Origin of the sequence: Acidovorax sp. Root219 (assembly GCF_001428665.1) — a bacterium.
Classification (GTDB): Bacteria; Pseudomonadota; Gammaproteobacteria; order Burkholderiales; family Burkholderiaceae_C; genus Acidovorax.
This window is the reverse complement of record NZ_LMIJ01000011.1, coordinates 402,800-421,377: the sequence shown is the minus strand read 5'-3', so window position 1 is coordinate 421,377 and position 18,578 is coordinate 402,800. Positions and strand designations below refer to the sequence as shown.

General features: G+C 68.5%; 21 protein-coding genes. 13 read left to right on the top strand and 8 right to left on the bottom strand.

Annotation, left to right across the window (positions count from 1 at the left end):
- Nucleotides 1–95 precede the first annotated feature (95 nt).
- Genes ASE28_RS12715 through ASE28_RS12695 form a run of 5 tightly spaced genes read left to right on the top strand, consistent with a single transcriptional unit; the run spans nt 96 to nt 4,521 of the window.
- Nucleotides 96–866, top strand: coding sequence for an amino acid ABC transporter ATP-binding protein (locus ASE28_RS12715; RefSeq protein ID WP_057266848.1), 771 nt, complete (start codon nt 96–98; stop codon nt 864–866).
- 2 nt (nt 867–868) lie between these two features.
- Nucleotides 869–1,528: an amino acid ABC transporter permease gene (locus ASE28_RS12710; RefSeq protein WP_057266847.1), complete on the top strand. Its 660-nt coding sequence runs from the start codon at nt 869–871 to the stop codon at nt 1,526–1,528.
- Entirely contained in the window at nt 1,525–2,211 is a 687-nt protein-coding gene (locus ASE28_RS12705) for an amino acid ABC transporter permease (RefSeq protein WP_057266846.1), read from the top strand. The genes ASE28_RS12710 and ASE28_RS12705 overlap by 4 nt, the downstream gene beginning before the upstream one ends.
- A 14-nt stretch (nt 2,212–2,225) precedes the next feature.
- Nucleotides 2,226–3,629 (top strand): amidase, encoded by a 1,404-nt coding sequence (locus ASE28_RS12700; protein ID WP_235516113.1) that lies wholly within the window; start codon nt 2,226–2,228, stop codon nt 3,627–3,629.
- Nucleotides 3,630–3,639: 10 nt separating this feature from the next.
- Entirely contained in the window at nt 3,640–4,521 is an 882-nt protein-coding gene (locus ASE28_RS12695) for an amino acid ABC transporter substrate-binding protein (RefSeq protein WP_057266844.1), read from the top strand.
- 52 nt (nt 4,522–4,573) lie between these two features.
- Here ASE28_RS12695 and ASE28_RS12690 read toward each other — a convergent pair whose 3' ends face one another.
- The 6 genes from ASE28_RS12690 to ASE28_RS12665 form a co-directional block, all read right to left on the bottom strand.
- Nucleotides 4,574–5,806: a GAF domain-containing sensor histidine kinase gene (locus ASE28_RS12690; RefSeq protein ID WP_057200403.1), complete on the bottom strand. Its 1,233-nt coding sequence runs from the start codon at nt 5,804–5,806 to the stop codon at nt 4,574–4,576.
- A gap of 127 nt (nt 5,807–5,933) precedes the next feature.
- Nucleotides 5,934–6,392, bottom strand: coding sequence for a carboxymuconolactone decarboxylase family protein (locus ASE28_RS12685; protein WP_057266843.1), 459 nt, complete (start codon nt 6,390–6,392; stop codon nt 5,934–5,936).
- A 125-nt stretch (nt 6,393–6,517) separates the two neighbouring features.
- Nucleotides 6,518–7,417: an RNA polymerase sigma-70 factor gene (locus tag ASE28_RS12680; RefSeq protein WP_057266842.1), complete on the bottom strand. Its 900-nt coding sequence runs from the start codon at nt 7,415–7,417 to the stop codon at nt 6,518–6,520.
- Nucleotides 7,418–7,497: 80 nt separating this feature from the next.
- Nucleotides 7,498–8,223, bottom strand: coding sequence for an aldolase (locus tag ASE28_RS12675; protein WP_057266841.1), 726 nt, complete (start codon nt 8,221–8,223; stop codon nt 7,498–7,500).
- Between the two features lie 32 nt (nt 8,224–8,255).
- Nucleotides 8,256–9,491 (bottom strand): diaminopropionate ammonia-lyase, encoded by a 1,236-nt coding sequence (locus ASE28_RS12670; protein WP_057266840.1) that lies wholly within the window; start codon nt 9,489–9,491, stop codon nt 8,256–8,258.
- Between the two features lie 13 nt (nt 9,492–9,504).
- On the bottom strand, nt 9,505–10,677 hold the full coding sequence (locus tag ASE28_RS12665; protein ID WP_057266839.1) for a M20 aminoacylase family protein: 1,173 nt from the start codon (nt 10,675–10,677) through the stop codon (nt 9,505–9,507).
- 158 nt (nt 10,678–10,835) lie between these two features.
- Between ASE28_RS12665 and ASE28_RS12660 the strand changes: the two genes are divergently transcribed.
- Complete coding sequence (locus ASE28_RS12660) at nt 10,836–11,336, top strand: Lrp/AsnC family transcriptional regulator (RefSeq protein WP_057266838.1); 501 nt, start codon at nt 10,836–10,838, stop codon at nt 11,334–11,336.
- Here the strand turns inward: ASE28_RS12660 and ASE28_RS12655 are convergent, their stop codons facing one another.
- Complete coding sequence (locus ASE28_RS12655; RefSeq protein ID WP_057200397.1) at nt 11,337–11,597, bottom strand: YkgJ family cysteine cluster protein; 261 nt, start codon at nt 11,595–11,597, stop codon at nt 11,337–11,339.
- A 23-nt stretch (nt 11,598–11,620) separates the two neighbouring features.
- Nucleotides 11,621–12,211: an NADPH-dependent FMN reductase gene (locus ASE28_RS12650; RefSeq protein WP_057266837.1), complete on the bottom strand. Its 591-nt coding sequence runs from the start codon at nt 12,209–12,211 to the stop codon at nt 11,621–11,623.
- A 373-nt stretch (nt 12,212–12,584) separates the two neighbouring features.
- On the opposite strand from ASE28_RS12650, the gene mnmG reads away from it, so the two are divergent.
- The 7 genes from mnmG to ASE28_RS12615 all read left to right on the top strand — a co-directional run bounded on the left by mnmG (nt 12,585) and on the right by ASE28_RS12615 (nt 18,551).
- Nucleotides 12,585–14,558 carry a tRNA uridine-5-carboxymethylaminomethyl(34) synthesis enzyme MnmG gene (gene mnmG, locus ASE28_RS12645; RefSeq protein ID WP_057266836.1) on the top strand — a complete coding sequence of 658 codons (1,974 nt, stop codon included), beginning with the start codon at nt 12,585–12,587 and terminating at the stop codon, nt 14,556–14,558.
- Nucleotides 14,536–15,315, top strand: coding sequence for a hypothetical protein (locus ASE28_RS12640; protein ID WP_157421958.1), 780 nt, complete (start codon nt 14,536–14,538; stop codon nt 15,313–15,315). Before mnmG ends, ASE28_RS12640 begins: the two co-directional genes overlap by 23 nt.
- Before the next feature lie 96 nt (nt 15,316–15,411).
- Nucleotides 15,412–16,089, top strand: coding sequence for a 16S rRNA (guanine(527)-N(7))-methyltransferase RsmG (gene rsmG / locus ASE28_RS12635; RefSeq protein ID WP_057267289.1), 678 nt, complete (start codon nt 15,412–15,414; stop codon nt 16,087–16,089).
- Nucleotides 16,090–16,211: 122 nt separating this feature from the next.
- On the top strand, nt 16,212–16,826 hold the full coding sequence (locus ASE28_RS12630; RefSeq protein WP_057200393.1) for a LysE family transporter: 615 nt from the start codon (nt 16,212–16,214) through the stop codon (nt 16,824–16,826).
- Nucleotides 16,827–16,842: 16 nt separating this feature from the next.
- On the top strand, nt 16,843–17,643 hold the full coding sequence (locus tag ASE28_RS12625) for a ParA family protein (protein ID WP_057200392.1): 801 nt from the start codon (nt 16,843–16,845) through the stop codon (nt 17,641–17,643).
- Nucleotides 17,644–17,678: 35 nt separating this feature from the next.
- Entirely contained in the window at nt 17,679–18,248 is a 570-nt protein-coding gene (locus tag ASE28_RS12620) for an RBBP9/YdeN family alpha/beta hydrolase (RefSeq protein ID WP_369818164.1), read from the top strand.
- Nucleotides 18,249–18,254: 6 nt separating this feature from the next.
- The gene (locus tag ASE28_RS12615) at nt 18,255–18,551 is read left to right on the top strand and encodes a cupin domain-containing protein (RefSeq protein WP_057200391.1); all 297 of its coding nucleotides are present in this window, start codon (nt 18,255–18,257) and stop codon (nt 18,549–18,551) included.
- Nucleotides 18,552–18,578: the final 27 nt, after the last annotated feature.

The following is an 18,578-nucleotide window of genomic DNA, read 5'->3' as shown; positions in this document are numbered from 1 at the left end:
GAGGGTCGGTATTCCTAGCATGGAGGCACTGGGTATCGAGGGGTGCGGCTGCAAGGACCGTGCCGCGGCACCCGCAGTTTTGTCTGGAGAACCATGTGAACCATCCCCTGCTTCAAGTCAGCGGCCTCAGGAAGAGCTACGGCCCGGCCGAAGTGCTCAAGGGCATTTCCTTCGACCTGCAAAAGGGTGAGACGCTGTCGCTGATCGGGCCCAGCGGCTCGGGCAAGTCCACCTGCCTGCGCTGCCTGAACTTCCTGGAAAAGCCCCAGGCCGGCGAGGTGCTGCTCGAGTCGAAGCGCATCGGCCAGTTGCCTGACCGCAAGGGGGGCTGGCGCTTCATGACCGACACCGAACTGGCGCCACAGCGCCGCGAGATCGGCATGGTGTTCCAGCTGTTCTACCTGTGGCCGCACCTCACCGTGCGTGAGAACGTGGCGCTGGCCTCCATCAAGGCCGCCGGCATGCGGCGCGACGAGGCCCATGCGCTGGCCGAGGAGATGCTCGACAAGGTGCACCTGCGCCATAAGGCCGATGCCTACCCCGAGCAGCTCTCGGGCGGGCAGCAGCAGCGCGTGGCGATTGCGCGCACGCTGGCACAGAAGCCCAAGCTGATCCTCTTCGATGAGCCGACCTCGGCGCTGGACCCGGAGCTGGTGGGCGAGGTGCTGGGCGTCATCCGCGAGCTGGCCGAGGAGGGCCGCTCGATGATCCTGGTGACGCACGAGATCCGCTTTGCGCGCGATGTGGCGGACCGCGTGATCTTCATGGACGGTGGCCACATCGTCGAGGAGGGCCCTGCGGCGCAGGTGATCGACCAGCCGCGCAGGGAGCGCACGCGCAGCTTCCTCGGCCAGGTGGGGGCTTGAGCATGCCGGGCACCGACACCCTCACCCTCATCGTTGCCACGCTGGCGCGCGGTGCGCTCACGGCCGCGCAGGTGGCCCTGGGCGCGGGCCTGCTGGCGGCCAGCCTGGGCCTGCTGCTGGCGCTGGCCGTGGTCTTCGTGCGCAACCGCCTGCTGCAGCTGGGCATTGCAGCCTATGTGGAATGGATGCGCAATGTGCCGGCATTGGCGCACCTGTTCGTGCTGTACTTCGGACTGGCTTCGGTGGGCGTGCGGCTGTCGCCGCTGACGGCCGCGGTGGTGGGCCTGGGCCTGGTGGGCGCGGCCGTGCTGTGCGACGTGTTCGCGGCGGGCCTGCGCTGCCTGCATGCCGGCCAGCGCGAGGCGGCCCTGGCCGTGGGGCTGACCCCGGCCCAGGCGCTGCGCAGCGTGCTGCTGCCGCAGATGCTGCGCGTGACGCTGCCCTCGCTGGGCAACTACGCGAGCCAGCTGGTCAAGGACACGTCCATCGCCTCGGCCATCGCGGCGCCCGAGGTGATGTTTTACGCGCGCAACCTGGTCACCTCGACCTTCGAGACGCCGCTGATCTACCTGACCGCCATGCTGCTGTATGCGGCCATGGTGCTGCCCATCAGCTGGGCCTTTGCGCGGCTGGAACGCCGCACGGCAGGGGGTGCGCGATGAACGCCTTTCTCGCGCCCTATGCCGAGTACCTGGCCGAGTGGTGGCCGCGCCTGCTGGAGGCAGCCCAGGTCACGGCCGAGCTCTCGGCCATCGGCTTTGCCATTGCGCTGGTCCTGGGCGCCTTGCTGGTGTGGATGCTGCGCAGCGGCGTGGCGGTGCTGCGCCACGGGGCCAACGGCTTCATCCAACTGCTGCGTGCGGTGCCGCTGCTGGCGTTGCTGCTGGCCATCTACTTCGCGCTGCCGGCGGCCGGCATCACGCTGCCGGGCTACTGGGCGGGGGCCATCGGCCTGGGGGTGCATGGCGCGGCCTATGTGGCCGAGGTCTTGCGCGGCGGGCTCCAATCCGTGCATGGCGGGCAGCGCGAGGCGGGGCTGGCCGCAGGGCTCACGCCGCGTCAGGTGTTCCTGCATGTCACGCTGCCGCAGGCGCTGCGGGTGATGCTGCCGCCGTTGCTCAACAGCTACGTGGCGTTGCTCAAGGACAGCTCGTTGTGTGCGCTGATCGCCACCAACGAGCTGATGCTCACGGCCAAGGCCCTGTCCAGCGAGTATTTCCTGCCGCTGCACATCTTCATCCTGGTGGGGCTGCTGTATTTCGCCATCGCCTTTCCCCTGTCCATGCTGTCGCGGCTTCTGGAGCGCCGCCTGGCCCATGGGCGCCGCACGGTGGGGGCGGCATGAATACCAAGAATTCCATGGCATCCATGACCTATGCGCCGCTGGAGCAACTGGCCCAGGCCATCGCCTGCGGAGAACTGTCGAGCGAGGCGCTGCTCGAATCCCAACTTGCGCGCATCGCGCAGCACGGCGGCCGCCTGCATGCCTTCACCGACGTCTATGCCGACGAGGCCCGTGCCGCCGCGCGCGGGCTTGACCAGATGGCGCGCGCGGGCATCCGCCTGGGCCCGCTGCACGGCGTGACGGTGGCCGTGAAGGACTTGTTCGAGGTCGAGGGCAAGCCGATTGCGGCGGGCTCCAAGGCGCGGCCGCCTCGCACCTCCACCGCCAGCGCGGCCGTGGTGGAACGCCTGCGTGCGGCCGGCGCGGTGGTGATCGGCAAGACGCACACCGTGGAGTTCGCCTTTGGCGGCTGGGGCACCAATGCGGCCGTGGGCACGCCCTGGAACCCCTGGGACCTGCGCACCCACCGCACGCCCGGCGGCAGCAGCAGCGGTTCGGCCGTGGCGCTGGCGGCGGGCCTGTGCACGGCCAGCATCGGCACGGACACGGGCGGGTCGGTGCGTATCCCTGCGGGGCTGTGCGGGGTGGTGGGCCTGAAAACCACGCGCGGGCTGATCAGCCGCCACGGGCTCATCGAGCTGTGCCCCACGCACGACACCGTGGGCCCGCTCACGCGCACGGTGCGCGACAGCGCCATTTTGCTGGACGTGCTCTCGGGCCCCGACCCGCGCGATGCCGTGTCGCTGCCGGTGCCTGCACGCGCGGTGCTGCCGCAGCTCGATGCCGCACGCGGTGTGGCCGGCATGCGCATGTGGGTGCTGCCCGAGGCCGAGCGCGTGGACGTGGACCCCGATGTGCTGGCCGCCTGCGACGAAGCCGTGCGCGTGCTGGAGGGCCTGGGCCTGCAGCGCGTGGAGCGCACGCTGCCGCAGAGCCTGGCCGAATCCATGCGCGTGGCAGGCAGCCTGATGAGCGCCGAGGGTTATGCGAACCTGGGCACGCTGTTCGAGCAGGAGGGGCTGGAGTTCGACCCGCATGTGCGCCGGCGCATCCTGCTGGGGCGCGACATCGGGGCAGCGCAGTACCTGCATCTGCTCAGGCTGCGCGAGCAGGCCAAGGCCGAGATGCTGGCCGCGATGGACGGGATCGATGTCTGCGCCTTCCCGACCAATGCCATCGCCGCGATCCCGCTCACCGAGGTGGACGAACTGGCCACGCCGCTGTCGCGCTTCGGCCGCTTCGTGAACCTGCTGGACCTGTGCGCGCTGGCCGTGCCGGCGGGCTTCACGTGCCAGGGGCTGCCGGTGTCGCTGCAGTTCATTGCGCGGCCCTTCGACGAGGCCACGGCCTTGCGCGTGGGCCATGCCTTCGAGCAGGCGACGCGCTGGTACCTGGCGGTGCCGCCGGGGCTGGGCTAGGGAGTGAGCCATGTATGCACGTGTTCTCGCGAAGTCCCTGTCGGTCCTGATCGTGCTGGCCCTGCTGGGCCCTCTGGCCCATGCCCAGGGCACGGGCGGCGCACTGGCCCGCATCGCGCGCAGCGGCACGGTGCACGTGGGCTATATCCCCACGCCCGGCACCTTTGCCTTTCGCGATGCGGCGGGCAATACCGTGGGCTATTCGATCGCCGTGTGCAACAAGGTCATGGAGGCGCTGCGCAAACAGCTGGGCCTGCCGGACCTGCGCGTGGCGTTCCGCCCGCTGGAGGCGGCGCAGCGCATCCCGCTGCTTGCGGCCGGCCGCATCGACATCGAGTGCGGGGGCAACACCAACACCGTGGGCCGGCAAAAGGAGGTGGACTTTTCGCACACGCTGTTCACCACGGGTGTGCGCTTTCTCGCGCGGCAGTCGGTGCAGTTCGACGGGGTGCCCAGCCTGTGGCGGCGGCGCATTGCCGTGAGCCGGGGCACGACGGCGCAGGAGACGCTGCAGCGCGTGGAGCGTGAGCAGGAGATCGCCGTGACCCTGGTGGCCACCGACGCCGAGGGCGTGCGCCTGGTGGAGCGGGGCCAGGTCGATGCCTTCGCGCAGGACGATGTGCTGCTCTACGGCCTCATCGCATCATCGCCGCTGCGCGAGGAGCTGCATGTGACCGGCCGCCACCTCACCGTGGAGCCCTATGCCTTCATGCTGCCCAAGGACGACCTGCCATTGCGCGAGGTGGTGGACCGCACGGTGCTGGGCCTCATGCACTCGGGCGAGCTGGCGGCGCTGTACCGCCAGTGGTTCGACACGGCCACGCTGCGCATCCCAATGAGCGCGCACATGCGCGAGAACATCCGCTACCCCAACAAGTACGGCATTCCCTGAGTCCCGTGCCGGTGTTGCTCGCGTCGGGCCGCCGCAGCGGCCGCTCGGGCGCTCAGCTGCGGTGGCGCGGCAGGCGCACGGCGACCTCGGTGCCCTGGCCGGCTGCGCTGTGCAGCGCGACGCGGCCCTGGTTCTGCTCGACCAGGGTGCGCACGATCCACAGGCCCAGGCCCGCGCCGTCCTGCCCGGCCACGCCGGCGCTGCCCTGCCAGCCGCGCTCGAAGGCGCAGGACTGCTCGGCCTCGCCCATGCCGGGACCATCGTCGGTGACCCGGATGACGATGCTGTCGGCGGTCTCCGTCGCGCTGAGGGAGACGGTGCTGCCCGCCGGGCAGTACTTGAGGCAGTTGCCGATCAGGTTGCACAGCACGCGCAGCAGCTGGGCGTAGTCCACGAAGACCTCGCCGGTCTGCCCGGGCACCAGGTGCAGGTGGATGCCGGCGCGCTCGGCCACCATGCCCATGGCGTCTGCCGCATCGGCCAGCAGCCGGGTCGGTGCGATGGTCTCGCACAAGGTGCGTTCGCGGCTGTCGACGGCATGGGTGGAGAGCAGGTCGTCCACCAGGCGTTTCATGGAGGTGATGGCGCCTTCGATGCGGCGGATGGCCGGCAGCGAGGGGGCATGGCCGGCGCGGGCGAGCACGGTGGTGTTCAGGCCCATCACCTGCAGCGGCGAGCGCAGGTCGTGCGCGACCACGGCGAGCAGCTCTTCGTTGGCCTTGGCCAGCGCATGGGCGCGTTCGGCATTGGCCTCGGACTCCTTGAGCGCGCTGCGCAGCTGGATCTCGCGCGCGGCGGCCTTGGCGAGCTGTACCAGGGTCTCGATCTCGGTCTCGGTCCAGGTGCGTGGCTGGTTGTCGATGACGCAGAAGCTGCCGATGGGCTGGCCATCGACGATGAGGGGCACGCCGACGTAGGCGCGCACGTCCAGGCTGTCGACGATGGGCACGGCACGCCACAGCGGGTCGGCGTGGGTGTCTCCGATCACCAGCGGATCGGTGCTGGCGATGGCGTAGTGGCAGAAGGTGCGGCCATGCACCTCGCGGGCAGAGGCCAGCTCTTGCGGAAAGCCGTGGGCGCTCTTGTAGAAGTCGCGCTCGGCGTCGACGATGGAAAGGAAGCTCGCGGGCGCGCCCACGAGGTTCACGGCCAGGCGGCTCATGGCGTCGAAGGCCTCCTCGGCCGGGCTGTCCAGCAGCGCCACGCTATGGACGGCGGCCAGCCGGCGGGGATCGGAGACCAGGGGGTCCAGTTGGGCCACCAGCTCCTGCGGGGCGATCGGCATGCCGGTCCTTTGCGCCAGGGGGCTCGCTGGGGTCCGAGGCAGGGCGCGCATCAGGATCCGGGCCGCACCACACCGGCCGGCCCCGTATTGTCGCCGACCTGGGTTCAGGGCGGGAAAACGCGCGCGTTCAGCCCGCCTGGACCGGGATGGGCGCGCGCATGCCTGCGTTGATCAGGTTCCAGGCGTTGATGACGCCGATGGCAAAGCCCAGCTCGGCGATTTCGGTGTCGTTGAACTGTGCCTTGAGCAGGGCGAACTCTGCGTCGCTGGCGTCGCTGTGCGGCGTGGCGGTGATGATCTCGGCCCAGCGCAAGGCGGTGCGCTCGCGCTCGCTGAAGAAGGGCGCTTCGCGCCAGCCGGCCACGGCGTTGAGGTGGCGCGCCTCCATGCCGTCCTTGACCAGATAGGTCCAGTGCATGTCCATGCAGTAGGCGCAGCCGTTGATCTGCGAGACGCGCAGGAAGACGAGTTCGGCCAGGCGGGCGCCGATGCTGCCCTTCTTGATGGTCTCGGACAGGTTCACGAGGCCCATGAAGGCCTTGTTGGCGAGCTGGTGGTAGGGCAGGCGGGCTGTGTGCTGGGACATGGTGGAAACTCCTGGTGGTGGTGATGAAGGGTGGAAACTGGAAGGCGCCGGGCCTTTCGTTGGCTTCCATACACTTCAAGACGCGTGGGCATGTGCCCTTGTGACAGCCGATCGCAAAAAAGTTTTCAGCCGAGTGTGAGCGGGATGCCCGCGAGCTTGTCCGGGTTGCGGATCGCGTAGATGGCGACGATGCGCTCGCCGTCGGTCACGATGGCCTGGGCCGATTCGAGCCGGCCGTCGATGTAGCGCAGCAGGCCCGGCTCGCCATTGATCAGCACCGGGCGGTAGACCACCTGCTCGGCCATGCGCCGCCACTGGGCCCAGAACAGGTTGGCGATGCGGAAGGCGCCCACCAGCGGGTGCAGGAAGGACTGCACCTTGCCACCGCCGTCACCGATGAGCATCGCGTCTTCGGACAGCAGGGCCTGTATGGCATCGCGCTGGCCGCTGTGGGCGGCGGCGATGAAGCGTTCGAGCAGCTGGTGGTGCACGCCCCGGGGCACCTCGAAGCGGGTGCGCGCCTGCTGCACGCGCTCGCTGGCGCGGTGCACCATCTGCCGACAGGTGGCCTCGGTCTTGCCCAGCTGGGCGGCGATCTCGGGGTAGTCGTAGTCGAACACCTGGCGCAGCAGAAAGGCGGCACGCTCCTCGGGCCCTAGGCGTTCGAGCACGTAAAGGAAGGCGACCGAGAGTTCGCCCGCCAGCTCGGCCGCGGCCTCGGGCGTGTGCTCGTCGAGCTGCTCCACCAGCGGCTCGGGCAGCCACCAGCCGACATAGGCCTCGCGCTCAGCCTTGGCGGCACGCAGCCGGTCGATGGACAGGCGCGTGACCACGGTGACCAGCCAGGCCTCGGCCGACTGCAGGGTGCTGGTGTCCGCGTGGCTCCAGCGCAGCCAGGCGTCCTGCAGGGCGTCCTCGGCATCGGCACGCACGCCCAGCATGCGGTAGGCAATGCCGAACAGGCGCGGGCGCAGGGCGGTGAAGGTGTCATCGGCCTGGTAGGCCGGGGGCAGGGTGGTGGTCATGGCGCATCTCCAAGCGTAGTCTGGTCGATAACCAGACGCGCCAGGGGTCCGCTGTGTGACAGCCCGGAACCGCAAAATGCTCAGAGCGTCCTGCGCAGCGCCTCGAAGAACAGCTCGGACTGCAGGCGCTCGCCCATGGACTGCTCGCTGACGTGCTGCGCCAGCGCGGCGCTCGCCGGGGCCAGGGGGCGGCCGGTGGACTGCGCCAGCACCTGGGCCATGCAGGCGCGCTCCAGGTAGTACAGGTCGTCGTAGGCGTAGTCGATGCGGTCGCCGCAGACGACCACGCCGTGGTTGCCGAGGAAGCCGATGTCCGCCGCCTGCAGCACGCCGGCGATGCGTTCGCCTTCGCGCACGTCGAGTGCGAAGCCGTTGTAGTGCGGGTCCACGGCCGTGCGGCCATGGAAGCGCATGGCGTTCTGCGAGAGCGTGGTGTCCAGGCAGCGGTCGGTGGTGAGCGTGAGCGCCGTGGCGTAGGGCATGTGGGTGTGCAGCACGCAGGCCTTCTTGCAGATGCGGTGGATCGCGGCATGGATGAACATGGCCGTGGGTTCCACCTCGTGGCGGCCAGCCAGGCGCTGGCCCTGTTCGTCGATGAGCACGATGTCCTCGGCCTGCACCTCGCTCCACATCAGGCCGCGCGGATTGAGCAGGAAGCGGCCCGAGCCATCGGGCAGTTCGACGCTGAAATGGTTGCACACGCCTTCGGACAGGCCGTGGTGGGCGGCGGCACGAAGGGCCAGGGCCAGGTCGTCGCGCAGGCGGCGCACCTCGGGTGCGTCGAAATCAAGGGCGGAAGGGGTCATCGGGGTTCCTGGGGTCGTGGGTTCATCCATTGTCATCCGTGCGACGGGCGTGCCATCCATGCAAGCTGGGCCTGCAGCACGCTGGCAGGGCTGCGGCCGGTGATGGCTTCGTAGACGCCCGGGGCGGTAGCGCCTTCGGTGCTGATCAGCAGCACGCGGGAGTCGGCGCCGAGGCCGGCCTGGGCGGCCAGCTCCGGGTTGGCCATGAGCGCGACCAGCCCGGCCAGGCTGGCGGCGCCCGATTCGCCGCTGAGCACGGGCATGTCGCCGGCGGCGCCACTGGCCAGGGTGCGCATGGCCTCCTCGGCCTGGGCGTCGCCCACCGTCATGAACAGGTCCACCGCAGGCTGCAGAAAGCGCCAGGCCAGGGGCGAGGTCTCGCCGCAGGCCAGGCCCGCCATCACCGAGTCCACGCTGCCCGTGGCGCGTGCCGGCCGGCCAGCGATGGCGCTCTGCAGCAGGCAGTCGGCCTGTTCGGGCTCCACGGCGATGAAGGCCGGGCGCCGGGCGCCGTAGCGCTCCCAGAAATGGCCGACGACGCCCGCGGTCAGGCCGCCCACGCCACCCTGCAGCAGCACATGGGTGAAGGGGCTGGCGCCATCGGTGCGCGTGGGGATCTGCTCGAGCAGCTCCTCGACCAGGATGCCGTAGCCCTGCATCACGTCGCGCGGAATCTCTTCGTAGCCGTCGTACGAGGTGTCGGAGACCACCCACCAGCCGTGGGCGCGGGCCAGGCGCTCGGCCTCCTGCACGGAATCGTCGTAGTTGCCGGTGACGCGCACGATCTCGGCGCCCAGGTCGCGGATGGGCTGCTCGCGCTCGGCGCTGACGTGGGCGTGCAGCACGATGACGCAGCGGCAGCCGATGCTCTGCGCCGCAGCGGCCAGGGCCCGGCCGTGGTTGCCGTCGGTGGCGCTGATGACCGTGAAACCGGCAAGGGCCGGCGCATGCCGGCCGGCGAGCAGGTCGGCGGGTGCCCAGGCTTCAGCGGGCCACTGGCGCCGCACCAGGCGCAGCAGCGCCACGGGCGCACCCAGTGCCTTGAAGCTGGCGAGCGGCGAGCGCACCGATTCGTCCTTCACATGGATCTGACCGAGCCCCAGTTGCCGCGCCAGGTGGGGCAGGGCGTGCAGCGGGGTGCTGCCAAGGCGCAGTTGCGTCCAGCCAGAGAGCCACTGGCGGCTTTCGTGGCCCTGGGCGAGGTTCATCACACGCTGCAGGTCAGGGTCGTAGGGGCGGCGTGTGGCCTGGGGGTTGGTGAACAGCATGGGATTCTCGGGTTCAGGAAATGGGCAGGCGCACGCGGGCGATTTCTGCGAAGTAGCGCGCGCCTACAGGCAACACGGTATCGTTGAAGTCGTAGCCGGCGTTGTGCAAGGGCACGCCACCGCGGCTGCCGGCCTCGCCGTTGCCGATGAACATGAACGCCCCGGGGACCACCTGCAGGAAGGCCCCGAAGTCTTCCGAGATCATCATCGGTGTGACATTGCGGTCCAGGCGCTCGGCACCGATGACGGCCTCTGCGGCGGCACTGGCCACCTCCACGCAGGCCGGCCAGTTCACGGTGGGTGCGAACTCGTGTGTGTAGCTGAAGCGGCAGGTGGCGCCGTGGGCCGCGCAGATGCCTTCGCAGATCTCGCGCATGCGTTTTTCCAGGAGTGCCTGGACCGCCGGCGAATAGCTGCGCGTGTCGCCCTGGATGGTGACGTGGGTGGGCAGGGCGTTGCGGATGCCGTCGGTGGTGAATTCGGTGCATGAGATGACGGCGGGCTGGCTCGGGTCCACCGAGCGGGCCACCACGGTCTGCAGGGCGAGCACGATCTCGGCGCCGATGACCAGCGGGTCCACCGCCATGTGCGGGCGCGCCGCGTGGCCACCGCGACCGGTGATCGCTATGGTGAAGTTGTCCTCGCTGGCCATGATGCCGCCGCTGCGGATGGCCATGTGGCCGGCCGGCATGCCCGGGATGTTGTGTGCGCCATAGATCTCGTCGACCGGAAAGCGCTCGAACAGCCCGTCGGCCATCATCGCGGCGGCTCCCCGGCCATGTTCCTCGGCCGGTTGGAAGATGAAGCGCACCGTGCCGTGGAAGTCGCGCCGCTCGGCCAATAGCTGGGCGGCACCCAGCACCATGGCCATATGGCCGTCGTGCCCGCAGGCATGCATGCAGCCTGGGTGGCTGGAGGCATGGGCCCGGCCGGGGGCGGCCTCGGCCATTGCCAGGGCATCCATATCGGCGCGCAGGCCGATGGTGGGGCCGCCGCTGCCCACGCTGAGGTTGGCCACCACCCCGGTGCCGCCGATGCCTCGATGGACGTCGAGGCCCAATGCCGAGAGGATGCGCGCCACGTAGTCGGCCGTCTGCACCTCGTTGAATCCGGTCTCGGGGTGGCGGTGCAGGTGGTGGCGCCAGCGCACGAGCTGCTGGTCGAAGTCGGCGGCGGGGGTGGTCATGGCAATGCGCTCCCAGATGTCGGATGGTTCCTACGCATTGTTGGGGTGGGTGCCCGGTTGAAACCACCGCAATACGGCGTTCAATGACGTATCTGTCTCACCATTTGGAGAAGCGTGATGCATTTGTCCCATCGTCCTTTGGTATCGTGGGCGGGCCCATGAACCTTGACCGCCTGGACATCCAGATCCTCAACCTGCTGCAGGAAGACGCCTCGCAGCCGCTGCGCGTGCTGGCCCGCAAGGTCAACAGCTCGCCGGCCACCTGCCAGCGGCGCATTGCCATCCTGCGCGCGGCGGGCATCCTGCTCAAGCAGGTCGCGGTGGTGAACCGGCAGCGCGTGGGGCTCGCGCTCACGGTGTTCGTGTCGGTGGAGCTGGACAAGCAGAACGATGCGCTGCTGCGCAACTTCGAGGCCAAGATGGCGGCGCAGGACGATGTGATGGCCTGCTACGAGGTCTCGGGTGAGTTCGACTTTCTGCTGATCATCAACTCCGCGTCGATGGAGCGCTACCACGCGTTTACGCGCGAGGTGTTTTCGTCGAACAACAATGTGCGCAACTTCAAGAGCACCTTCGCGATGAACTGCTCCAAGTTCGAAACCCGGGTGGCGCTGGATGTGCCGCCCGAGGCCGACAAGGACGACGACGAGGAAGACTGATCAGGCCGAGGGGCGGGTAAGGTCTTCGAGCCGGGTCAGGAAGGCCATGGCCGCTGGCGTGCTGTCGGCGCACATCTCGGCCGAGGGCTGCAGGCCGCTGCAGACGGCAGGGCGTGCAGGGTGCCCAAAAATGAGGCAGCGCGCGTCGTCCCCGAGCTGGATGCAGCGCACACCCGCCGGCTTGCCCTGGGGCATGCCGGGGATGGGCGAGCTGATGGACGGGGCGGTGCAGCAGGCGCCGCAGCCGGATCGGCACTGCATCAGATCGCTATAGATTTTATAGCTTAAGCGGCGTTCAGGCGGGCGGAGGCCCACAGCACCTGGTCGACCACGGCACGCACGCGCTCGCGGTGGGCCGGCTGCACCAAGGCACCCGCCTCGTCGAAAGCCGTGCTGGCCTGGCCCAGGGCAAAGGCCTTGGGTGCGAGCCAGCATTCCAGGTTGATCAGCAACGGTGCCAGGTGGCTTTGCGAGCGCAGGCCGCCCAAGCCGCCGTTGGACGCGCTGAGCATGCCCACCACCTTGCCGCGAAAGGACTTGGTGCCGTCCTGCCACTCGGGGTTGCCGTTCACGGGGCTCGATGCCCAGTCGATGGTGTTCTTGAGCAGGGCGGTGTAGCTGCCGTTGTACTCGGGCGAGCAGACGATCCATGCCGGGTGCGCCCACAGCACCTGTTTGAGCCGCACCACGTCGGCCGGCGTGCCTTGCGCCTCCAGGTCGGCGTTGTACATGGGGATGTCGAAGTCCGACAGCTCCAGCAGCGTGACCTCGGCACCCGCATCGCGGGCGATCGCGGCGGTCGCGTGGGCCAGGCGGCGGTTGAACGATTGCTGGCGCGTGCTGCCGGCGAAGACGAGGAGGGAGTTCTTATGCATGGCTGGATTGGAGCACAGGGCGGGGGCAGGATTCCTGCAAGCGCGCCGGAGTGCTCCCGCCGTGGCGCAACTTGGAAGCTGCACAGTGAAGGGTTCCACGTGAAACATCGCTGTGCAGCTGTCCGTGTGGACCGCTGCCATCCGTACCCGCTAATCGCCCACCAGTCGGGTAGGGCGGCGGACGATAGGGCTGCCCGCAGACAGGGCTGGCGCAAAGTGGGAAAATCCCGGGTTGCCCGCCCGGGCAGGGTGCAGGCTTGCACCCCCGCACTCGGGCGGGGCCGGTACATACGGCAGGCCCAGGCGGGGCCTGCCCACAGGTGTCGTACCGGGTTTTTTGATTATCGGGCCCGACAGGCCCCGGAGCGCTCCCATGTTGTACCCCCAGGAATTTGATGTGATCGTCGTCGGCGGTGGCCATGCCGGCACCGAGGCCGCGCTGGCGGCTGCCCGCATGGGCAGCAAGACGCTGCTGCTCACGCACAACATCGAGACGCTGGGGCAGATGAGCTGCAACCCCAGCATAGGCGGCATCGGCAAAGGCCACCTGGTCAAGGAGGTGGACGCGCTGGGCGGCGCCATGGCGTTGGCCACGGACGAGGGCGGCATCCAGTTCCGCATCCTCAACAGTTCCAAGGGCCCGGCCGTGCGCGCTACCCGTGCGCAGGCCGACCGCATTCTGTACAAGGCCGCCATCCGCCGCATGCTGGAGAACCAGCCCAACCTGTGGCTGTTCCAGCAGGCGGTGGACGATCTGATGGTGGAGGGCGACCGCGTGGTGGGCGCCGTCACGCAGGTGGGCATCCGCTTCCGTTCGCGCACGGTGGTGCTCACGGCTGGGACCTTCCTCGATGGCAAGATCCATGTGGGCCTGAACAACTACGCCGCCGGCCGGGCAGGGGACCCACCCGCCGTGTCGCTGTCGGCACGCCTCAAGGAGCTCAAGCTGCCCCAGGGGCGCTTGAAAACCGGCACGCCGCCGCGCCTGGATGGGCGCAGCATCGACTTTTCCAAGTGCGCGGAGCAGCCCGGCGACGGCATGCCGGGCGGCGTGAACGAGCGCACGGTGCCGGTGTTCAGCTTCATGGGCAATGCGGCCATGCACCCGCGCCAGATGCCGTGCTGGGTGACGCACACCAACGAGCGCACGCACGACATCATCCGCAGCGGCTTCGACCGCAGCCCCATGTTCACCGGCAAGATCGAGGGCGTGGGCCCGCGCTACTGCCCGAGCGTGGAAGACAAGATCAACCGCTTTGCCGACAAGGACAGTCACCAGATCTTTCTGGAACCCGAAGGCCTGACCACGCACGAGTTTTACCCCAACGGCATCAGCACCAGCCTGCCGTTCGACATCCAGTACGAGCTGGTGCGCAGCATGCCGGGACTGGAAAACGTACACATCCTGCGCCCGGGATACGCCATCGAGTACGACTACTTCGATCCGCGCTCGCTCAAAAGCAGCTTCGAGACGCGCCAGATCCAGGGCCTGTTCTTTGCGGGCCAGATCAACGGAACCACGGGCTATGAAGAGGCCGCAGCCCAGGGCCTGTTCGCCGGTGTGAACGCCGCGCTGCAGTGCCGGGGCGACGCGCCCTGGCTGCCGGGCCGCGACGAAGCCTACCTGGGTGTGCTGGTGGACGACCTGATCACCAAGGGCGTGAACGAGCCCTACCGCATGTTCACCAGCCGGGCCGAGTTCCGCCTGCAGCTGCGCGAGGACAACGCGGACCTGCGCCTGACCGAGATGGGCCGCAAGCTGGGCCTGGTGGGCGATGCCCGCTGGGATGCTTTCAGCCGCAAGCGCGACGCTGTTTCACGTGAAACAGAGCGCCTCAAGGCCACTTGGGTGAACCCACGCAGCCTGCCTGCGGCCGAGTCTGAGCGGGTGTTGGGCAAGAGCATCGAGCACGAATACAACCTGTTTGAGCTGCTGCGTCGGCCCGATGTGGGCTACGAGGCATTGGTGGGCATGGACGGTGGCAAGTACGCCGCCATCGACGTTTCACGTGAAACACTGGGCCCGCTGGCCGAGCCGGTGATCGAGCAATTGGAGATTGCCGCCAAGTATTCCGGCTACATCGACCGGCAGAAGGACGAAGTGGAGCGTGCCGCCCACTACGAGAACCTCAAGCTGCCGGACGACCTGGATTACATGCTGGTGTCGGCGCTCTCCATCGAGGCGCGCCAGATTTTGACCCGCCACCGCCCCGAAACGCTGGGCCTGGCCTCGCGCATCTCGGGCATCACGCCTGCTACGATTTCGCTGCTCATGGTGCATCTCAAGAAGGGCGCCTTCCGTGGTATTGCCGGCGCACGTGCCCATGCAGAAACCACAGCGCACTGAGCGGCCCGTGGCCGGCAAAGGCAGGGCAGGGCTGCGCGCGCGCCAGCGCGGAGAGTTGTTGATGGTGCGTGCCATCGCCGTGGTGGCCGTTTTGGTACTGCTGCTTGCCATTCCGCTGTGGATGAAGCACCAGCGCGACAAGCGCGCCGAGGCGCAAGCCGGCAAGGAAAGCGCTGTGCTGTCGCGAGGTGCGCCTGTTCCGGCCCGCCCGGCTCAGGGGGGCGCTTCCGGTGCGGTGCCCATGGTAGCCGCGCCAGCGGTTGCCACCTCGGGCATCGGCCATGGCCTCACCTTTGCGGTGGTGGTGGACGATGCCACGGTGCCCGCCGAGATCGCTCGCCTGGGCTGCGCAGGGGAGCCCCGCGCGACGGACCGGCCCTTGAAGGACGACCACCCCTGCAACCACCAGCAGGGCGACACCTCGTGCCGCGTGGTGCTGCCCGTGCTGTGCATCCAGCCCGGCACAGCCACCAAACCTGCGGGTGCTGCGGATGCCACCTATGCCGGTTGGACCGGTGGCATGCTGGCACCGACCCAGCCCGTGATGGGCGCGATCCTGACCTCCGCAGCCCTGGCGTCGGCCCGGTGCGAAAAGGAGTTGGGCAGCGGCTGGCGCATGGCCAATGTGCAGGATGGACTGAACAGTGGCGGCCTGCAGGGCATGCGCACCACGAATACGACCCTGGGCCAGGGCACCCGCTACTGGGTGCAGACCAAGGACCAGCCAGCCAACTGCTGGAACAGCGCCGGCTCCTGATGACCGCAGTGGTTGGGTAGTTTCACGTGGAACCACCGAGCGAAGCCACGCAACCCGACGCACAGCCTACTGAACAACGGACACCGAGAGATGGTCATGAACACCCCTTCCGCCACCACGGCGGCCTTCCGCCCCACGCTGCTGTCTGCCGCCGAGCAACTGGGCGTACCGCTCACCGATGCGCAGGCCGATGCCCTGCTGTGCTACCTGGACCTGATCCAGAAATGGACCAAGGTCTACAACCTCACGGCTGTGCGCGACCCCAAGGAGATGCTGACCCACCACCTGCTCGACAGTCTGGCGGCGGTACCGCCGCTGCGCCGCGCGTTGGCGCAAGCGGCCTTGCCGCCAGGGCAGGGTGCCCGCCTGCTCGACGTAGGTGCCGGTGCCGGCCTGCCGGGCGTGGTGATCGCCGTCTGCTGCCCTGAAGTGGATGTGAGCTGCGTGGACACGGTGGCCAAGAAGGCCGCCTTCATCCAGCAGGTGGCGGTGTCGCTCAAGCTCCCCAACCTGCGTGGCGTGCATGCCCGGGTCGAGAGCCTGGACGGCCCCTTCGACGTGGTGACCAGCCGGGCCTTCGCCTCGCTGGTGGATTTCACTACCTGGTCGCGCCAGGCACTGGGCGCGCAGAGCGTGTGGCTGGCCATGAAGGGCAAGCACCCCACGGAGGAAATTGCGGCCCTGCCCGCCAGCGTGCAGGTGTTTCACGTGGAACAGCTCACCGTGCCGGGCCTGGAGGCCGAGCGCTGCATCGTCTGGATGCGCCCGGCGTGACCCGCTGTTGGTAAAAAGGGCGGGGCTGCGCGCACGGGTCGCGTAAACTCGCCGCTCGCTGGTCGTTTGTTGCAGCCGCAGTATTCGCCCACTCGCGGCTCGTCTTTCCCCTGGGGGTTCTCATGTTTGGCATTGCGGATTACGGCGCCTTCGTGGCTGCCATCGTGCTGTTCCTGGCGATCCCCGGTCCGGGCAATCTGGCCTTGATCACCTCCACCAGCAAGGGCGGTATCCGCGGTGGCCTGGCTGCCACCATGGGGGTGATCGCCGGCGACCAGGTGCTGATGTGGATGGCGGTGGCCGGCGTGGCCGCCCTGCTGTCCACCTACCCCACCGCCTTCCATGCCGTGCAGTGGCTCGGTGCCGCCTACCTGGCCTGGCTGGGTTTCAAGATGCTCACGGCCAAGCCCGGTGCCCAGCCCATCCTGAACATCGAGCCGCGCCACTACTTCAAGCAGGCCGCGCTGATCACCTTGCTCAACCCCAAGGCCATCGTGTTCTACATGGCGTTCTTCCCGCTGTTCGTGGACCCAGCCCGCCACCAAGGCCTGCTCACCTTCGGCGTGATGGCGGCCACCGTGGCGGCGCTCACCTTTGCCTATGGCCTCATCGCCGTGCTGCTGACCCACCACCTGGCGGAGCGCATGCGCGCCAACCCCACCATCGGCCGCGTGCTCGAAAAAGTCGCCGGCGTGTTCCTGATCGGCTTCGGCATCAAGCTGGCCATTTCGAAGTAAACAAGGCATCCACCCCATGGCCCAGATTTTTTGCATCGCGAACCAGAAGGGTGGCGTCGGCAAGACCACCACCACCGTCAACCTGGCGGCCGGCCTGGCGAAGATCGGCCAGCGTGTGCTGATGGTAGACCTGGACCCGCAGGGCAATGCCACCATGGGTTCGAACCTGGACAAGCGCAAGCTCGACCTCACGGTGTACGACGTGCTGCTCGAATCCGCCTCGGTGCGCGAGGCGGCGGTGCTCTCCGAGAAATGCGGCTACCATGTGCTGGGCGCCAACCGCGAACTGGCCGGCGCCGAGGTCGAGCTGGTGGCATTGGAGCATCGCGAAAAGCGCCTCAAGGCCGCGCTGGCCGAAGTGGATGCGGACTACGACTTCGTGCTCATCGACTGCCCGCCCTCGCTTTCCATGCTCACCTTGAACGGCCTGTGCTCGGCCCATGGCGTGGTCGTGCCCATGCAATGCGAGTACTTCGCGCTCGAAGGCCTGACCGACCTGGTCAACACCATCAAGCAGGTGCACGCCAACCTCAATGCCGACCTGCAGATCATCGGCCTGCTGCGCGTGATGTTCGACCCGCGCATCACCTTGCAGCAACAGGTGAGCGAGCAGCTCAAGGACCACTTCGGCGACAAGGTGTTCAACACGGTGATCCCGCGCAACGTGCGCCTGGCCGAAGCCCCGAGCTACGGCCTGCCTGGCGTGGTGTTCGACCCGCTGGCCAAGGGCAGCCAGGCCTTCATCGAGTTCGCGCAGGAGATGGTCGAGCGTGTGCAGAGCATGAAGGCGCTGGGCAAGAAGCCCGCCGTTGTCTGATCGAGCATCTGCCTGCTTGCTATCAAATTCATAGTATGAATGTGACCCCCGATAACGTCCTCGTGCTGCCCGGCTGGCAGAGCTCCGGCCCCGACCACTGGCAGAGCCGCTGGGAGGCGCTGCATGGCTTTGCGCGCGTGGAGCAGCACGACTGGATGCGCCCGCTGCGCGGTGACTGGACGGCGCGGCTCGAAGAAACCATCGTCGATGCCCCCGGCTCCGTGGTGCTGGTGGCGCACAGCCTGGGCTGCATCCTCACCGCCTGGTGGGCTGCGCACTCGTCCCACACGCACCGCGTAAAGGGTGCGCTGCTGGTGGCGCCGGGCGACGTGGAGCGCGAGGACATCGCCGGCTACCTGCCGGGCTGGTCGCCGATTGCGCGCCAGCCCCTGCCGTTCCCTGCCGTGCTGGTGGGTAGCCGCAACGACCCGTACTGCAGCTTCGAGCGGGCTGAGGGCCTGGCCCAGGCCTGGGGCGCGCGTTTCATCGACTACGGCGAGCGCGGGCACATCAATGCCGGGTCGGGCCTGGCGGACTGGCCCGAGGGGCTTGCCCTGCTGGCCGGCCTGCAATCGCCCGCCGTACCACCGCAGCCCATCACGTGACCCGCCATGTCCAAAACCAATCTCCTTGAGACAGCCCGGTCGTTTCCGAACGCCTGGTCGTCGCGCGTCATCGGCCGGGCCGCCAACGCCAACGTCAAGGTGCTGCGCATGGACGACGGTGCCTACCCCGACGAGTCGCACGACTTCGACGAGGCCCTGCTCGTGATCGAGGGCTGCATGCGCCTGGATCTGCAGGGCCAGGTCACCGAGGTGCAAGCCGGCGAGGTCTTCATCGTGCCCGCCGGCGTGCCGCATGCGGTGGCGCCGGGCAGCCATGGCACGCTGGTGATCATCGACCAGTGATGGCGGCGCCGCGCCGTCCCTGATTCC

Coding starts and splice junctions, on each gene's coding strand:
- ASE28_RS12655 (WP_057200397.1), bottom strand. CDS start 11,597: ATGCAGTGCCGATCCGGCTGCGGCGCCTGCTGCACCGCCCCGTCCATC.
- ASE28_RS12695 (WP_057266844.1), top strand. CDS start 3,640: ATGTATGCACGTGTTCTCGCGAAGTCCCTGTCGGTCCTGATCGTGCTG.
- ASE28_RS12685 (WP_057266843.1), bottom strand. CDS start 6,392: ATGTCCCAGCACACAGCCCGCCTGCCCTACCACCAGCTCGCCAACAAG.
- ASE28_RS12620 (WP_369818164.1), top strand. CDS start 17,679: ATGAATGTGACCCCCGATAACGTCCTCGTGCTGCCCGGCTGGCAGAGC.
- ASE28_RS12630 (WP_057200393.1), top strand. CDS start 16,212: ATGTTTGGCATTGCGGATTACGGCGCCTTCGTGGCTGCCATCGTGCTG.
- ASE28_RS12665 (WP_057266839.1), bottom strand. CDS start 10,677: ATGACCACCCCCGCCGCCGACTTCGACCAGCAGCTCGTGCGCTGGCGC.
- ASE28_RS12705 (WP_057266846.1), top strand. CDS start 1,525: ATGAACGCCTTTCTCGCGCCCTATGCCGAGTACCTGGCCGAGTGGTGG.
- ASE28_RS12615 (WP_057200391.1), top strand. CDS start 18,255: ATGTCCAAAACCAATCTCCTTGAGACAGCCCGGTCGTTTCCGAACGCC.
- ASE28_RS12625 (WP_057200392.1), top strand. CDS start 16,843: ATGGCCCAGATTTTTTGCATCGCGAACCAGAAGGGTGGCGTCGGCAAG.
- ASE28_RS12660 (WP_057266838.1), top strand. CDS start 10,836: ATGAACCTTGACCGCCTGGACATCCAGATCCTCAACCTGCTGCAGGAA.
- mnmG (WP_057266836.1), top strand. CDS start 12,585: ATGTTGTACCCCCAGGAATTTGATGTGATCGTCGTCGGCGGTGGCCAT.
- ASE28_RS12710 (WP_057266847.1), top strand. CDS start 869: ATGCCGGGCACCGACACCCTCACCCTCATCGTTGCCACGCTGGCGCGC.
- ASE28_RS12700 (WP_235516113.1), top strand. CDS start 2,226: ATGGCATCCATGACCTATGCGCCGCTGGAGCAACTGGCCCAGGCCATC.
- ASE28_RS12650 (WP_057266837.1), bottom strand. CDS start 12,211: ATGCATAAGAACTCCCTCCTCGTCTTCGCCGGCAGCACGCGCCAGCAA.
- ASE28_RS12675 (WP_057266841.1), bottom strand. CDS start 8,223: ATGACCCCTTCCGCCCTTGATTTCGACGCACCCGAGGTGCGCCGCCTG.
- ASE28_RS12680 (WP_057266842.1), bottom strand. CDS start 7,417: ATGACCACCACCCTGCCCCCGGCCTACCAGGCCGATGACACCTTCACC.
- ASE28_RS12640 (WP_157421958.1), top strand. CDS start 14,536: ATGCAGAAACCACAGCGCACTGAGCGGCCCGTGGCCGGCAAAGGCAGG.
- ASE28_RS12670 (WP_057266840.1), bottom strand. CDS start 9,491: ATGCTGTTCACCAACCCCCAGGCCACACGCCGCCCCTACGACCCTGAC.
- rsmG (WP_057267289.1), top strand. CDS start 15,412: ATGAACACCCCTTCCGCCACCACGGCGGCCTTCCGCCCCACGCTGCTG.
- ASE28_RS12690 (WP_057200403.1), bottom strand. CDS start 5,806: ATGCCGATCGCCCCGCAGGAGCTGGTGGCCCAACTGGACCCCCTGGTC.